The organism is Streptomyces sp. NPDC015125 (assembly GCF_043080045.1).
In the GTDB taxonomy this organism is placed as follows: domain Bacteria; phylum Actinomycetota; class Actinomycetes; order Streptomycetales; family Streptomycetaceae; genus Streptomyces.
Genome location: NZ_JBIBVF010000001.1, coordinates 120,807 through 136,293, shown reverse-complemented (window position 1 = coordinate 136,293; position 15,487 = coordinate 120,807). Strand labels below are relative to the sequence as shown.

Here is a 15,487-nt window from a genome sequence, read left to right as displayed (position 1 = left end):
ATCGGCCCCCGGACCCGCACACGGCGGGTACCGGGGGCCGGCGTCGTGGCCCCCCGGGCCCCGGGCCTCCCGGGCGCAAACGCGGCGTCGCGGCCCGTGCGCCGCACGGCCGGGGAGGCGGGAGCGAACGCCCGGACTCACACCGCCGAGCGGTGGCACGCATACGCCAGGGTGCCCACCACCAGCCGCGCCTGCGGCGGCCGGCCCGCGGTGTCCAGCGTCGGCGGGCGCAGCCAGCGCACCGGGCCGTGGCCGCCGAGGTCGGAGGGCGGCGCGGTGATGTGGTCGCCGGGGCCCAGGGAGCGCAGATCGAGGGTGGCGTCGTCCCAGCCCATCCGGTAGAGCAGGTCGGGGAGCTCCTTCGCCGCGCCGGGCGCGACGAAGAACAGCGCCCGGCCGGTCGGGGTCACCGCGGCCGGGCCGAGCGGCAGGCCCATCCGCTCCAGGCGCGCCAGGGCGTTGCGCCCCGCGGCCTCGGGCACGTCGAGGATGTCGAACGACCGGCCCACCGGGAGTAAGAGCGCGGCGCCCGGTGTCTCCGCCCAGGCCGCGGCGGCCGTCTCCCAGGTGGCCCCGGCCGTCAGCTCCGCGGCGAAGGCCAGCGGATGGGCGCCGGGAGCGGGGCAGTCCGCGGCGCCGCACGAGCAGTCCGTACGGCCGCTGCCCGCGCGTACCGCCCGGGCGCCGGGGACGACATCCCACCCCCACAGCCCGGTGTACTCCGCCGCCGCCGTGATGTCGGTCGAGCGGGCGCGGCGCCGGGAGCTGGAACGCATCTCTCGGATGCCGCCGATCGTGAAGCCCATGCCCCCTCCAACGGGTGGTGCGTGCCAGTGGTTACGAGTCGGCGGGTTGACGACGTCGTGCCCTTCACGCTCCGTCGCCGGCTCGTGGTGCCGGTGGTGTGACGTGGTGTGCCGGGTGGTGCGGTGTGCCGCGCGAGCCCTGGCGCGCTTCGCTCCGCCCGGCCCTGCTCGACCTGTGTCAAGTCAATCGCGGGAGCCTGTCCGGGAGTTCATACGAAGGGGTGGCGAATGGTGGCGTTTCCGCAATCGCCCTCGCGCGAGGGGTGATCGTAGGATTACTTTCGGTGCACGAACCCCGAAGAGGCATCATTCGCACGGGTATGCCGGTGGCAACCACCGGTGGGGCACAGGCCAAAAGGTGTGGCCGGAATCCGTGGTCGGGTAGATGTACCCCGGACAGGCGTCGCAACAGGCGTCAGGCTGTGGAGGGTTCGCAGCAGGCTCCGGACACCGGGCACCAGGTACCAGACATCAAGGCAGCAATCGGGATGGGGGCTTCCAGTGGGAGGCAACGGCGGCAGTGGCGGCACCGACGCCGCCAAACAACCCAACGCACAGCTGGGTTCGTGGTTCATGCGCAGCGGCTGGTCCAAGGGGGAGCTGGCGCGGCAGGTCAACCGCCGGGCACGCCAGATGGGCGCGCACCACATCAGCACGGACACCTCCCGGGTCCGCCGCTGGCTCGACGGCGAGCAGCCGCGCGAGCCCATCCCGCGGATCCTGTCCGAGCTGTTCTCCGAGCGCTTCGGCTGCGTGGTCGGCATCGAGGAGCTGGGGCTGCGCTCCGCGCACCAGTCCCCGTCCGTCTCCGGCGTGGACCTGCCCTGGGCCGGGGCCCAAACGGTCAGCCTCATCAGTGAGTTCTCGCGCAGCGACCTGATGCTGGCCCGCCGCGGCTTCCTCGGCACCTCCCTCGCCCTCGCCGCCGGCCCCAGCCTCATCGAGCCGATGCAGCGCTGGCTGGTCCCGGTGCCCGCGGGCCAGGGCGACGTGGCGGAGCCCGACCGTGCCCGCCGGCACGCGCGGCTGTCCAAGCCGGAGCTGGACCTGCTGGAGTCGACGACCGCGATGTTCCGGCAGTGGGACGCGCAGTGCGGCGGCGGGCTGCGGCGCAAGGCCGTGGTCGGCCAGCTTCACGAGGTCACCGATCTCCTCCAGGAGCCGCAGCCCGCGGCGGTGTCCAAGCGGCTGTTCAAGGTCGCCGCCGAACTCGCCGAACTGGCCGGCTGGATGAGTTACGACATCGGGCTGCAGCCCACCGCCCAGAAATACTTCGTGCTGGCCCTGCACGCGTCCAAGGAGGCCGGCGACCGGCCCCTGGGCTCGTACATCCTCTCCAGCATGAGCCGGCAGATGATCCACCTCAGCCGGCCCGACGACGCACTGGAGCTCATCCATCTGGCCCAGTACGGCAGCCGCGAAACGGCCACCCCGCGCACCCAGGCCATGTTGTATGCGATGGAGGCCCGCGCCTACGCCGGAATGGGCCAGCCCAGCAAGGTCAAGCGGGCCGTCCGGATGGCCGAGGACACCTTCTCCGACGTGCTGCCCGGCGAGCCCGAACCGGACTGGATCCGCTTCTTCTCCGAGGCCGAGCTGAATGCCGAGAACGCCCACTCCTACCGCGATCTCGCCTATGTCGCAGGCCGCAGCCCCACCTACGCCTCGCTCGCCGAGCCCGTCATGGAGCGTGCCGTGGAGCTGTTCGGCCAGGACCCCGAGCACCAGCGTTCGTATGCGCTCAACCTGATCGGGATGGCCACCGTGCATCTGCTGCAGAAGGAGCCGGAGGCCTGCGCGGCGATGGCGCAGCAGGCGATCCCGTTCGCCCGGCAGGTCCGCTCGGAACGGGTCAACACCCGGCTGCGCAAGACCGTGGACACCGCGGCGCGGGAATTCGGCGAGGTCGCCGAGGTGATCCGGCTCAGCGACGAGCTCACCCGCCAGCTCCCCGAATCAGCGGCGGCCGTCTGACGGCACGCCTCCCCGAACTCCGGCCGCGGCCGCCGCCCCGTACAGCCCGACTCGGCTCCCCCATGCCAGGTCACGCGGGCGGCAGCCGCGGCCGGGCCTCCCTTTGCGCCTAATCCGGCGCCGCTTTCGCGGAGGTGGTTGGGCGCCGTGGGGGGTGCTCAAGCGGTGGTTTCGGTGGGTTGAACGGGGGATGTGGGGCTGTTCTGGAGCTGATCTGGCAGTTCACCGGGGCGTAACACGCCGGCCTTCTTCGTCACTGTGGTGAAACACCGGCAAGGTTTGGCCGAAACCACGCTGCGACAACCTCATCGCGAAGCCGGCCCACCAGAAACACGCCCGCACGGGCCGCATCGACGACGAGGAGACGCCGATGCCCCCAGGCATCCTGACGCTTGCAGCAGACAAGGTGACGCTCAGCCCGGCGAACACCGGGTTCATGCTGATCTGCTCCGCCCTGGTGATGATCATGACCCCCGGGCTCGCCTTCTTCTACGGCGGCATGGTCCGGGTCAAGAGCGTGCTCAACATGCTGATGATGAGCTTCATCAGCCTGGGCATCGTCACGATCCTGTGGGTCCTGTACGGCTTCGGGCTCGCATTCGGCACCGACAAGGGCGGCTTCATCGGCTGGAACGGCAACTTCGCCGGCCTCAGCCACATCGGCCTCACCGAGCTGTGGGGCGCCAGCAGCATTCCGGTCTATGTCTTCGCGGTCTTCCAGCTGATGTTCGCGGTCATCACGCCCGCGCTGATCAGCGGTGCGCTCGCCGACCGGGTGAAATTCACGGCCTGGGCGCTGTTCATCGCCCTGTGGGTCACCGTGGTGTACTTCCCCGTCGCCCACTGGGTCTGGGGCGAGGGCGGCTGGCTCTTCGAGCTGAAGGTCATCGACTTCGCGGGCGGCACCGCGGTGCACATCAACGCCGGCGCCGCGGCGCTCGGCGTGCTCCTCGTCGTCGGCAAGCGCATCGGCTTCAAGAAGGACCCGATGCGGCCGCACAGCCTGCCCCTGGTGATGCTCGGCGCCGGACTGCTGTGGTTCGGCTGGTTCGGTTTCAACGCCGGCTCCTGGCTCGGCAACGACGACGGCATCGGCGCGGTCGCCTTCGTCAACACCCAGGTCGCCACCGCCGCCGCGATGCTCGGCTGGCTGGCGTACGAAAAGCTCCGGCACGGCTCGTTCACCACGCTCGGCGCGGCCTCCGGCGCGGTCGCCGGACTCGTCGCGATCACCCCGGCCTGCGGCGCGGTCAGCCCGCTCGGCGCCATCGCGGTCGGTGTGATCGCCGGCGTGCTGTGCGCCATGGCCGTCAACCTCAAGTACAAGTTCGGCTACGACGACTCCCTGGACGTCATCGGCGTCCACCTCGTCGGCGGTGTCGTCGGCTCGCTGCTGATCGGCTTCTTCGCCACCGGCGGGGTGCAGAGCAAGGCCAAGGGCCTGTTCTACGGCGGCGGCCTCGACCAGCTCGGCCGGCAGGCCGTCGGTGTGGTCTGCGTGCTGCTGTACTCCCTGGTCGTCTCCTACGTCCTTGCCAAGGCCATCGACCTGGTGATGGGCTTCCGGGTCGACGAGGACGAGGAGGTCGCCGGCATCGACCAGGCCGCACACGCGGAGACCGCGTACGACTTCGCCGGCGCGGGCGGTGGCACGGTCGGCCGTAAGGGACCGGCACTCGGCGAGGCTCTGACGAAGAAGGTGGACGCGTGAAGCTCATTACGGCAGTAATCAAGCCGCACCGGCTGGACGAGGTGAAGGACGCCCTGCAGGCCTTCGGTGTGCACGGTCTGACGCTCACCGAAGCCAGTGGCTACGGCAGGCAGCGCGGGCACACGGAGGTGTACCGCGGCGCCGAGTACACCGTCGACCTGGTGCCCAAGATCCGCGTGGAGGTGCTGGTCGAGGACGCCGACGCCGAGGAGCTGATGGACGTCGTCGTCAAGGCGGCGCGCACCGGCAAGATCGGCGACGGGAAGGTCTGGAGCATCCCGGTCGACGACGCGGTACGGGTGCGGACCGGGGAGCGGGGACCGGACGCACTGTGACGCCACCGCCGCCGTGGCGCGGCTCCGGCCCCACCGGCATCCGCCGCCGGGGCCGGAGCGGATCCCGGGCGGCGGATGGCAGCCCGCCCCGCGGCGGCCCAGACTGAAGGTGCCCGAGGGCCGTACGGGGAAGACGGTGACCGCGGGGGACCACACGACCGAGGAGCGCGCGAGGTGGCGGAGAGCATCGAGGAAACGGCAGGGCCGGAGGAAACGGCAGGGCCGGACGGAACACCGGGTCCCGCGCAGGAGCCCGCGCCCGCCCCGGAAGGCGGCTACCCGGCGGCCCGGCTGCGGCTCCTCCAGGACGAGGCGGCCATCGGACCCGACCGCCGCGCCGCCCTCGCCCGGATGACCGACGACTGGCTGGCCGGCCTGCTGCACCGGCACGCCACCGCCGCCGGCCTGTCCGGGACCGCCCTGGTCGCCGTCGGCGGCTACGGCCGCGGCGAACTCTCCCCGCGCAGCGATCTCGACCTGCTTCTGCTGCACGACGGCCGCGCCGACCGCGGCGACCTCGCCGCGCTCGCCGACCGCCTCTGGTACCCCGTCTGGGACCTCGGTCTGGCCCTCGACCACTCCGTACGCACCCCCGCCGAGGCCCGGAAAGCGGCCCGCGACGACCTGAAGGTGCAACTGGGCCTGCTCGACGCCCGCCACCTGGCCGGCGATACGGAACTGACCGGCGCGCTGCGCACCACCGCCTACGCCGACTGGCGCGAGAGCGCCCCCAAGCGGCTCCCGGAACTCCACGACCTGTGCCAGGAGCGCGCCGAGCGGCAGGGCGAACTCCAGTACCTGCTCGAACCCGACCTCAAGGAGGCCAGGGGCGGGCTGCGGGACGCCACCGCGCTCCGTGCGGTCGCCGCCTCCTGGCTCGCCGATGCCCCGCGCGACGGTCTGGAAGCCGCCCGCACCCGTCTGCTGGACACCCGCGACGCGCTCCATCTGACGACCGGCCGCGCCACCGACCGGCTCTCCCTCCAGGAACAGGACCAGGTCGCCGGCGCCCTTGGCATGCTCGACGCGGACGCCCTGCTGCGGCAGACCTACGAATCCGCCCGCACCATCTCCTACGCCGCCGATGTCACCTGGCGGGAGGTCGGCCGGGTGCTGCGCGCCCGCTCCGTCAAGCCCATGCTGCGCGGCCTGCTGCACGGCCGTACCGCGGGCAAGGGCGAGCGCTCACCGCTCGCCGAAGGCGTCGTCGAACTCGACGGCGAGGTGGTGCTGGCCCGTACCGCACGCCCCGAGCGGGACCCGGTGCTGGTCCTGCGCGCCGCGGCCGCGGCCGCCCAGGCCGGGCTGCCGCTGGCCACCCACTCGATCCGCCGGTGCAGCGCGGCCACCACCACCCGGCCGCTGCCCGTGCCCTGGCCCGCCGAGGCCCGTGAGCTGCTGGTGACGCTGCTGGGCGCGGGCACCCACACCGTCCCCGTATGGGAGGCACTGGAGGCCGAGGGCATCATCACGCGGCTGCTGCCCGACTGGGAACGCGTCCGATGCCGCCCCCAGCGCAACCCCGTCCACACCTGGACCGTGGACCGCCATCTCATCGAGACCGCCGTACGGGCGTCCGCGCTCACCCGCCGGGTGCACCGCCCCGACCTGCTGCTGATCGCCGCCCTGCTGCACGACATCGGCAAGGGCTGGCCCGGTGACCACTCGGTGGCCGGTGAGACCATCGCCCGCGATGTGGCGGCCCGGCTCGGCTTCGGTGCCCGCGACACCGCGGTGATCGCCACCCTGGTACGGCACCATCTGCTGCTCGTCGAGACCGCCACCCGGCGCGATCTGGACGATCCGGCGACCGTGGGTGCGGTCGCCGAGGCGGTCGGCAGCACCGGCACCCTGGAGCTGCTGCACGCGCTGACCGAGGCCGATGCCCTGGCCACCGGGCCCGCCGCCTGGAGCGCCTGGCGCGGTGGACTCGTCGCCGACCTGGTCAAACGGGTCACCGCGCGGCTCGCGGGGGAGCCCCGTACGGACGCACGCGACGCCGACGAGCCGACCGCGGAGCAGGAGCGGCTGGCGATCGAGGCCCGGCGCACCGGCGGCCCGGTCCTGGCGCTGCACGCCCGCTCCGAACCCGCCACCGGAACCGGGGACGGGTCCGCACCGCCCGACCGGGAACCGGTCGGTGTGGAACTGCTCATCGCCGTACCCGCCCACCGGTCGCCCGGCCGCCGCCCGTCGACGAGCCCGGCGGGCACTCCGGGCGTCCTGCCCGCCGCGGCCGGTGTGCTGGCCCTGCACCGGCTCACCGTCCGCGCCGCCGACCTGCTGCTGCTCGACCCCGTCGACGACGGCCCGGTCCTGCTGCTGCGCTGGCGGGTGGCCGCGGAATACGGCTCCCTGCCGCGCGCCGACCGGCTGCGCGCCGACCTGGTCCGCGCCCTGGACGGCTCCCTCGACATCCCCGCCCGCCTCGCCGAGCGCGAACGCGCCTACGCCCGCCGCGCACGTGCCGTGCTCGCCCCGCCGCCACGGGTCACCGTGGTCACCGGCAGCTCCCGGACCGCGACCGTCATCGAGGTCCGCGCCCAGGACGCACACGGTCTGCTGCACCGCATCGGCCGCGCCCTGGAGAAGGCCGGTGTCGCCGTCCGCAGCGCCCACATCAGCACCCTGGGCGCGAACGCGGTGGATGCGTTCTATGTCACGGGGGCGGACGGGGAGCCCCTGTCCGACGGCGCGGCCCATGAGGTGGCGGCGGCCGTGGAGCGCGCTCTGCAGTAGCGGCCGGGGCGCGGGGCAGGGACCGGCAGGGAGCAGGGCCGGACCGGTTCGCTTGCGCAGCCCGATACCCTGGAACCCGACTGAACCCCGCCCCCGACCCCGAGGATCGACGACCGCCGTGTTCGATACGCTTTCCGACCGCTTGGCGAGTACTTTCAAAAACCTCCGGGGCAAGGGCCGCCTGAGCGAGGCGGACATCGATGCCACGGCGCGCGAGATCCGTATCGCGCTGCTCGAGGCCGATGTCGCCCTCCCCGTCGTCCGCGCCTTCATCAAGCAGGTCAAGGAGCGTGCCACCGGCTCCGAGGTCTCCCAGGCGCTGAACCCCGCCCAGCAGGTCATCAAGATCGTCAACGAGGAGCTCGTCGGCATCCTCGGCGGCGAGACCCGCCGGCTGCGGCTCGCCAAGACGCCCCCGACCGTGATCATGCTGGCCGGTCTACAGGGTGCCGGTAAGACCACCCTCGCCGGAAAGCTCGGCCGCTGGCTCAAGACGCAGGGCCACGCCCCGCTGCTGGTCGCCTGTGACCTCCAGCGGCCCAACGCCGTCAACCAGCTCCAGGTCGTCTCGGAGCGCGCGGAGGTCGCCTTCTACGGCCCCCAGCCGGGCAACGGCGTCGGCGACCCGGTCCAGGTGGCCAAGGACTCGATCGAGTACGCGCGCACCAAGCAGCACGACGTCGTCATCGTCGACACCGCCGGCCGTCTGGGCATCGACCAGGAGCTGATGCAGCAGGCCGCGGACATCCGCGATGCGGTCAGCCCCGACGAGGTCCTCTTCGTCGTCGACGCGATGATCGGTCAGGACGCGGTCAACACCGCCGAGGCGTTCCGCGACGGCGTCGGCTTCGACGGCGTGGTGCTCTCCAAGCTCGACGGTGACGCCCGCGGTGGTGCCGCGCTGTCCGTCGCGCACGTCACCGGCAAGCAGATCATGTTCGCCTCCAACGGCGAGAAGCTGGACGACTTCGACGCGTTCCACCCGGACCGCATGGCGTCCCGCATCCTCGGCATGGGTGACATGCTCAGCCTGATCGAGAAGGCCGAGCAGACCTTCAGCCAGGACGAAGCCGAGAAGATGGCGGCCAAGCTGGCGAAGGGCCCCAAGGAGTTCACCCTCGACGACTTCCTGGCCCAGATGGAGCAGGTCCGCAAGATGGGCTCCATCTCCAAGCTGCTCGGCATGCTGCCCGGCATGGGGCAGATGAAGGACCAGATCAACAACCTCGACGAGCGCGAGGTCGACCGCACGGCCGCCATCATCAAGTCGATGACCCCGGCCGAGCGCCAGGAGCCGACGATCATCAACGGCTCGCGCCGGGCCCGTATCGCCAAGGGTTCCGGTGTCGACGTCAGCGCGGTCAAGGGCCTGGTCGAGCGGTTCTTCGACGCCCGCAAGATGATGTCCAAGATGGCCCAGGGCGGCGGCATGCCCGGGATGCCCGGCATGCCGGGGATGCCTGGCATGGGCGGTGGGGCCCGCAAGAAGAAGCAGGTCAAGCAGGCCAAGGGCAAGCGCAAGAGCGGTAACCCGATGAAGCGCAAGGCCGAGGAAGAGGCCGCGGCGGCGCGCCGGGAGGCCGCCCAGTCCGGCAATCCGCTGGGTCTGCCGCAGGGTGACCAGGAACCGCAGAACTTCGAACTCCCCGAGGAGTTCAAGAAGTTCATGGGCTGAGCCCTCCCGCGCCTCCCGCAGCTTCGGCTGACGAGCCCCCGGCCGCCATGGGTGGTCGGGGGCTCTGCCGTGTCCGGCGTACGGGGGGCGGGCACCTGCCCTCCGTGGGGGCACCGGCCCTCCGTGGAGGCACCTGCCCTCCGTGGAGGCACCTGCCCTCCGTGGGGGCACCGGCCCCGCGGCCCCGCCTCATCGCCCCCGGACCGGCCGCCCCACGGGTCGTAACGCCCCGTCAGCTGCGGCGCCCCGTCCGCCGGGCGCGGCGCGGCGCTCCGGCAGCCGGAACTGCCGGTCCACGGCGTCGGGCACGGTGACGGCCGGCAGGGGAAAGGCCCGGGGCAGCCGCACGCTCACCGCGGGCGCCGTCCGCCCTGCCGCCGTCCGCCCTGCCGCCGTCAGCCCCTGGCACCTTCCACTCCGTCACCTTCCGCCCCGTCACCGGCCGCCCGGCCACCGCCCGGAGCCGGCGGCCCGTCGTCCGCCCCGTCCCGCCCCGTGAGAAACCGCAGCGGATTGCGCCGCGTCAGCCGGTCGATCAGCTCCTCGTCCACGCCGGCCGCCCGCAGCCGCGGCAGAAACGACCGGAACAGGTGCCCGTAGCCCGTCCCGCCTTCGCTGACCAGGTAGCCGTGACGGGAGACATCGCAGCTCAGCAGCACCCGGTCGGCGTGCCCGGACTCCAGGAGGGCCAGCAGCAGCCGCAGCCGCACCCGGTCGCTCTGGTAGCTCTCCTTGCCGACGGTGTCGAACGCGATGTACGCACCGGCCGCCGCCAGCTCCCGGTGCACCGCCGGATCGTCGAGCAGGTCCTGGTGGCCGATGCTGACGCGGTGCGGCGGCAGCCCGGCCGCCGTCAGCAGCCCCAGCTGGGCGAGGCCGCCACGGCCGAACTGGGCATGGGTGGCCACCGACAGCCCGGTCGCCGTGGCGGCGAGCGCCGCAGCGGTCAGCGTCCGCGCCTCCGGCTCGCTCGGCAGATCGCCGTGGCTGCCGACCTCGCCGATCACCCCGGGACGGATCCCGGAGCCACCGCAGCCGCGCTCGATCTCCCCGACCAGCGTGCCGGCCAGCCGCTCGGCGCTGGTGCGGCTCAGCTCAGCGGGATGGAACGGCTCGTAGTACCAGCCGGTCGCCGCGATGACCGCCACTCCCGAATCCGCCGCGATCCGGGCCATCGAGTCCACATCGCGCCCCATGCCCCGGCAGGTGAGTTCGACGAGCAGACCGAGCCCGAACTCGGCGCGCAGCGACGCCAGTTCCTCGGTGATCGCGGCCCGGTGCCCGGGGGTCAGGGTCGCCGCGCTGTCGGCGCCCCGGGTCAGATCGAGCGCCAGATGTTCATGGGCGAGCACCGGCCCGCGCACGGCGGAAGCGGGCAAGGTGCCCGAGACGGTTTGCAGCAGATCGTTCATCAGTGCCTTCCCGGCCGCCCGGCGCGGCCGAACCCCGTCCGGGAGCGAACCCCGTCAGGAGGTGAGAGGGGTGAAGAGGTCCAGCCAGTACAGGACGTTGAGCAGGACGCCGCCGACGACGACCGCAGCGGGCCCCGCGGCCGAGCGGACCACCACCCGCCCCATCGCCTCGTTCAGCAGATACAGCCCGCCGACGAGCAGGATGCCCAGCCCGCCGCCCATCGCCTGGGCGGCCAGCAACGAGCCGAAGAGCAGCGCCAGTTGCAGCGTCGCGCCGATCGCGCCGCGCAACTGCTCGGAGGAATCGCGTACGGACGGCAGCCCGCCGAGCACCCGGCCGATCCCGCTGAGCGCCAGCACCTCGGCGGCGAAGACCAGCGCCCCGCACACCAGCGCCCACCACGGGCTCGGCAGCAGATAGCCGACCGGGTAGACGAAGGTGAAGCCCGCGATGCCGTACGCACCGGAGGCCAGCGCGGTGGTGGCGATGAGCGGCAGGAACCCGAAGGCACGGTAGAAGTCGACCTGCGCCGCCTCCGCGGTGCGCCCCTTCGCGATCAGGAAGCTCGCCGCCTCACCGCCGCCGAATATGTGCAGCTGCGCCAGCAGACACACCCCGGCGCCCAGCGCCATGAACAGCGGCAGATGGCGGCGCAGGCGGGCCGCGCTCGCGCTGAAGAGCGACACCATGGGGTCCTCGTCCGGCACCGCAGGCCGCTCGTGTGCCGCCGTTGCCCCTTCCGCCGCCGCTTTCGCGTGCTTGTCCGCCGCCTCCGCCCGCTCGTCCGCCGCCTCCGGCTGTTCGTCAGCCGTCACCATCCGCTCGTCCGCCGCCCGCACTCGCTCCCTGCGCTGCTGCCGTAGATCCTTGGCGACCGCGAAGCCGATCAGCAGCAGCACCCCGGCGGCCATCGCCGGCGCCCCGGCGAACACCATCGGCCACAGCTTCATCGTGACGACGACGAGAGCGACCTCCACCACGCCCGCCACCGCGCCCGGCAGCCTGCCGAACTGCTTGCTGATCGCCAGCACCGGGAACAGCGTGAACAGGAACAGGATCGGCGTCGCCATCTGCTGCATGGCCGTCAGGAAATCGACCGGCAGCTCGTGCGCCACCTCGTTGGCGCCCTTGAGTCCGAACACCACCACCGCGCCCCAGGCACCGCCCAGCACCGGGGCGAGCCACTTCCTCGGCGCGAGAATGCCCAGCAGATCGGTCGGCAGGAACACCAGCCAGGGGTTGAGCACACCCGACGACAGCGCCATCGGTGCGCCCAGGCCGAAGACGAAGCCGGCCGACAGGCCGAAGGAGACCGCACCGGTCGCCCTGCGGGTGGTCCGTCCCTGTAGGAAGTCCAGCAGGAACGGCCGGACCCCGTCGTTGAACACCGCCAGCGCCAGATGCGCCAGGTACGCGGTCAGCGCGCACACCCCGATGACGGTCAGCTGCCCGGCCGTGGAGAAGCCGAGCGCGCCGGCCGCGGCAGCCGGGCCCGGGGACGCGGCGGCGGGGAGACTGCCCACGGGTCAGGCCGTACGGGCGGCGATGGCGCGGGCGAGCACCGGGGTGACCGCGTCCATCTGGTCGACGGCGTAGCCGAACACCTTCTTTCCCTCGTCGAGCAGGGCCTCGATCTGCTCCGTGGTGGGCACCGACCGCCCGAAGGTGTGGCAGACGGCCGCGCCCAGCAGCCCGACCAGCACGCCGAGCGAGGCCCCGGCCCCGGTGTGGCAGGTGCCGAGGAAGTAGTCCGCCCGTCCGGCCCGCAGCTGCACCGCCGCGTCCATGTCGTTGCTGACGGCGATCTCGACGCCCGGCAGCCCGAGCCCGGTCACGCGGCCGGCGACCTCCGATTTGCCGAGGCCACCGGTGAGGATCTTGGTCATGGGGTGTCCCTTCGCGGTCGGGCCGCGGGCACCGCCGGGCCCCCGCGCCATACGGCCAGATGCAGCGCCAGGAAGGCGACCTCCGAGCCGGGGAGCATGGCCCCCAGCTCGCTGTGCGCCCGTACGGCGACGGCGCGGGCACGGGCCAGTGCCTCGGGACGGTCCGCGAGCTCCTCCGCCACCGCCGCATCCGTACGGAACGACTCGACGCTCTCGCCGTCCAGCAGCCGGGTCAGTGCCATCAGCAGATGGCCGGCCAGCATCCCCGCGCTGTCCTCGGTGACCGGCCGTCCCTCTGCCGCCAGGGTCTCCAGCTCGGCCGTCACGAACGCGGCGACCTCCGGCCGCACCTGCCCGCTGTCGCAGAAGAGCTGGATGCGCCGGGCGAGCCGGGATTCCATGGGCGGCCGTCCTTCCTTCGAAGGCAACAGTAACCAGGATTCTGGATTTTGCTCCCTAACATGCCGTCATGTTTTGCCGGCGGCAGAAGTCTTGGCTCAGTACGCCGGAACGCGCTCGCCCCGTAGCACCTCGCCCTGCACGGCCGTGACCGTGGACAGCTCCACCACGCCTCGTACGGCCGCCAGTACCCCGCCCGCCGCCTCGCCGGTACGGCCTATCAGCGCGGCGCTCGCATGGCGCACCGCCAGATCGCGGGTGAGCTCGTCGCCCAGCGGCAACACCTGCATCCCCGTGGCCGTTTGTGCCGGTACTTCGTCGAGGTTCCACACCGCCGCATCGGCGCGGCCCCGCGCCAGTTCCTCCCACGGCTGCAGGGAGGGGCGGCACGGCACCCGCTCCACGTCCGGACGGTGTGCAAAGAGCCGGTCGGTGAGCATCCGCTGATCCTCCGAGGCGTCGTCGACGACGACCCGCAGACCGGGGGAGCCGAGCGTGCCCCCGGGCCGCAGCAACAGGCCGTGTTCGCCGGCGTAGCTGCCCGGTCCCAGATCGGCGATCAGCTCGACGGGCTGCTGCCCGATCAGCCGGTCGGCGGCGAAACGGGACAGCACCGCCAGCTCGGCCCTGCCCTCGGCCACGGCCGCGACCCGGGCGGCCGCACCCCGCAGAAAGGTGATCGAGAACGGCGCGCCGGCTTCCTCGAAGGCGGTCCGCAGTCCCGTCGCGAGGCCCTCGAAACGCCGGGAATGCGGCAGCGGCATCGCGGCCGGCACCGTGCCGAGGCCGGACAGGCGCCACAGGACGGCCCGGTCCGACCCCACGAGGAAGGTGCCGAGATGGCCCCGGGCAACGGTCGTGATCGCGCCCGCCTCCTCCAGGAGCCGTAGCGCGGCCTGCACCGTGCCGTTGCCCACCCCCAGCCGCTCGGCGACGTCGCGGACCCGCGGCAGCCGCGCCCCCGCACCGTCGGCCCCCTGCCGGAGCAGCAGAGCCGCCAACTGCCGGGCGGCATGCCCGTTGCGGGTCAGAAACCGCTCGTCGAGGCCGCCGGGGCCGTGGATGCCGTTCACGCAAATGACAGTAAACAGGATCCTGGATACTGCCAAACGCCTGCCGGACGCCCATCCCGGGCCTGCCGCGGCCCCGCGCTACCTCGTCCGCGCGATCAGATAGCGGAAGACATTCGGCATCCACACCGTCCCGTCCGCCCGCTGATGCGGATGCAATGCCTCCGCGAGCTCCTTCTCCACCTGACACTGCTCGGCCGCCTCCAGCGCCGTATCGAACAGCCCCGTCGACAGCAGTCCCCGCACCGCACTCGCCAGATCGGCGTACCCGAACGGGCAGGCCACCCGGCCCGAACCATCGGGCCGCAACCCGGCCCGCTCCGCCAGCTCCTCCAGATCGTCCCGGCCGCTGGGCCACCACCCGGCCGAGTCGGCGGTGCCACCGCCCGCCGGACCGGCCGGCCGCTGCGCCACCCGCAGCACCCCGGCCGTGGCACACCGCTCCACCGGGCCCCAGCCGCCCAGCACCACCGCACTGCCGCGCTCCGCCAGCCCCGCCGCCGCGCTGAGCGACGCCGTCAGCCCCTCGACCGTGCTCACACAGCCCACGGGGTGGAAGGCCGTGACCACATTGAAGGCGGCGTCCTCGGGTGCCGCGTCCGCCAGGCCGCCGCTGACCAGCCGGGTGTGCTCCGGCATACCGTCCGGCGTGAGCCGTTCACGCGCCAGCTCCAGGCGGGACTCGTCCGCATCCACCCCGCTGACCTGCGCGCCCCGCGCCGCCGCGAGCAGCAGGGCCAGCCCGGAGCCACACCCCAGCCCCAGCAGACGGGTACCGGGCCCGATCCCCAAACGGTCGTACGCGGCTTCGTAGAGCGGCACCAGCATCCGTTCCTGGATCTCGGCCCAGTCACGGGTGCGCGCCCGTGACCCGGCCGGAACGGGAGGGTCGTCGCAGCGCATGGATCCGGAGTGCGGAAGCTGGTGCCGCACGAGCGTCGGTGACATCGATAGCGCCCCTATTCGCCGAGAACCCGAAGCTGTTCCGTACCGATCGCCCCCGTGATTCGCGCGTGGTGCGCCCCCCCCCCCGCGATCCAGACAACTGCGCATTCGTCCGGGCGTCCAGGGGGTGCGCCGGGGTTGTCTCCCGCGCGCCCCCGTGTGCGCCGGGCCCGCTCCCTGGAGCGCCGTTCCAGGGTGCCCCGGCCGGCGCCGTTCCGCCACGGCAGCGCCCACCGCCCGGACGCTTCCGCGCCCCGTGTGCCGTCCGGCCACCCGTCTTCACCGGCCCCTAGGGTGGGACACGAGCCGGTGCCGACCGGGCACGGGTACCCCCGTACCATCGCCGCGATGATCGTTTCCCGGTAGGCGACCGGTTACGCCATGCGGCGTACGCGGGGATACGCACCGGCTTGAGGTCCCCTGGGCGTCTTCTGTGCAGATCTGCGTACCCCGCCCCCGGCACGCCTCATGACCGTAAACTGACTGGTACGTGCAAATTATTTGGGATGCCCCGGAATCGGAACACCGGGCAAC

General features: G+C 72.7%; 12 protein-coding genes. 5 read left to right on the top strand and 7 right to left on the bottom strand.

Annotated elements, in window-relative coordinates; all coding sequences use genetic code 11:
- Positions 1-137: 137 nt before the first annotated feature.
- Positions 138-806 (bottom strand): bifunctional DNA primase/polymerase, encoded by a 669-nt coding sequence (locus ACF088_RS00555; protein ID WP_392373142.1) that lies wholly within the window; start codon positions 804-806, stop codon positions 138-140.
- A gap of 501 nt (positions 807-1,307) precedes the next feature.
- Between ACF088_RS00555 and ACF088_RS00550 the strand changes: the two genes are divergently transcribed.
- From ACF088_RS00550 to ffh, 5 genes are all read left to right on the top strand, one after another.
- Positions 1,308-2,780 carry a hypothetical protein gene (locus ACF088_RS00550; RefSeq protein WP_392373140.1) on the top strand — a complete coding sequence of 491 codons (1,473 nt, stop codon included), beginning with the start codon at positions 1,308-1,310 and terminating at the stop codon, positions 2,778-2,780.
- 370 nt (positions 2,781-3,150) lie between these two features.
- Positions 3,151-4,491, top strand: coding sequence for an ammonium transporter (locus ACF088_RS00545; protein WP_392373138.1), 1,341 nt, complete (start codon positions 3,151-3,153; stop codon positions 4,489-4,491).
- Complete coding sequence (locus ACF088_RS00540; protein WP_088800278.1) at positions 4,488-4,826, top strand: P-II family nitrogen regulator; 339 nt, start codon at positions 4,488-4,490, stop codon at positions 4,824-4,826. The genes ACF088_RS00545 and ACF088_RS00540 overlap by 4 nt, the downstream gene beginning before the upstream one ends.
- Positions 4,827-5,000: 174 nt before the next feature.
- The gene (locus ACF088_RS00535) at positions 5,001-7,565 is read left to right on the top strand and encodes a [protein-PII] uridylyltransferase (protein ID WP_392373137.1); all 2,565 of its coding nucleotides are present in this window, start codon (positions 5,001-5,003) and stop codon (positions 7,563-7,565) included.
- A gap of 118 nt (positions 7,566-7,683) precedes the next feature.
- Positions 7,684-9,240 (top strand): signal recognition particle protein, encoded by a 1,557-nt coding sequence (gene ffh, locus ACF088_RS00530; protein ID WP_392373135.1) that lies wholly within the window; start codon positions 7,684-7,686, stop codon positions 9,238-9,240.
- A gap of 395 nt (positions 9,241-9,635) precedes the next feature.
- Here the strand turns inward: ffh and ACF088_RS00525 are convergent, their stop codons facing one another.
- The 6 genes from ACF088_RS00525 to ACF088_RS00500 form a co-directional block, all read right to left on the bottom strand.
- On the bottom strand, positions 9,636-10,652 hold the full coding sequence (locus tag ACF088_RS00525; RefSeq protein ID WP_392373134.1) for a phosphotriesterase: 1,017 nt from the start codon (positions 10,650-10,652) through the stop codon (positions 9,636-9,638).
- A gap of 54 nt (positions 10,653-10,706) precedes the next feature.
- On the bottom strand, positions 10,707-12,176 hold the full coding sequence (locus ACF088_RS00520) for a YhfT family protein (protein WP_392373132.1): 1,470 nt from the start codon (positions 12,174-12,176) through the stop codon (positions 10,707-10,709).
- A gap of 3 nt (positions 12,177-12,179) precedes the next feature.
- Positions 12,180-12,539 carry a DUF2620 family protein gene (locus ACF088_RS00515; protein ID WP_392373130.1) on the bottom strand — a complete coding sequence of 120 codons (360 nt, stop codon included), beginning with the start codon at positions 12,537-12,539 and terminating at the stop codon, positions 12,180-12,182.
- On the bottom strand, positions 12,536-12,940 hold the full coding sequence (locus ACF088_RS00510) for a transcriptional antiterminator (RefSeq protein ID WP_392373128.1): 405 nt from the start codon (positions 12,938-12,940) through the stop codon (positions 12,536-12,538). Before ACF088_RS00510 ends, ACF088_RS00515 begins: the two co-directional genes overlap by 4 nt.
- A gap of 96 nt (positions 12,941-13,036) precedes the next feature.
- Positions 13,037-14,011: a GntR family transcriptional regulator YhfZ gene (yhfZ, locus tag ACF088_RS00505; protein ID WP_392373126.1), complete on the bottom strand. Its 975-nt coding sequence runs from the start codon at positions 14,009-14,011 to the stop codon at positions 13,037-13,039.
- A gap of 78 nt (positions 14,012-14,089) precedes the next feature.
- Positions 14,090-14,956, bottom strand: a complete 867-nt coding sequence (locus ACF088_RS00500; RefSeq protein WP_392373125.1) for a methyltransferase domain-containing protein — start codon at positions 14,954-14,956, stop codon at positions 14,090-14,092.
- Positions 14,957-15,487: the final 531 nt, after the last annotated feature.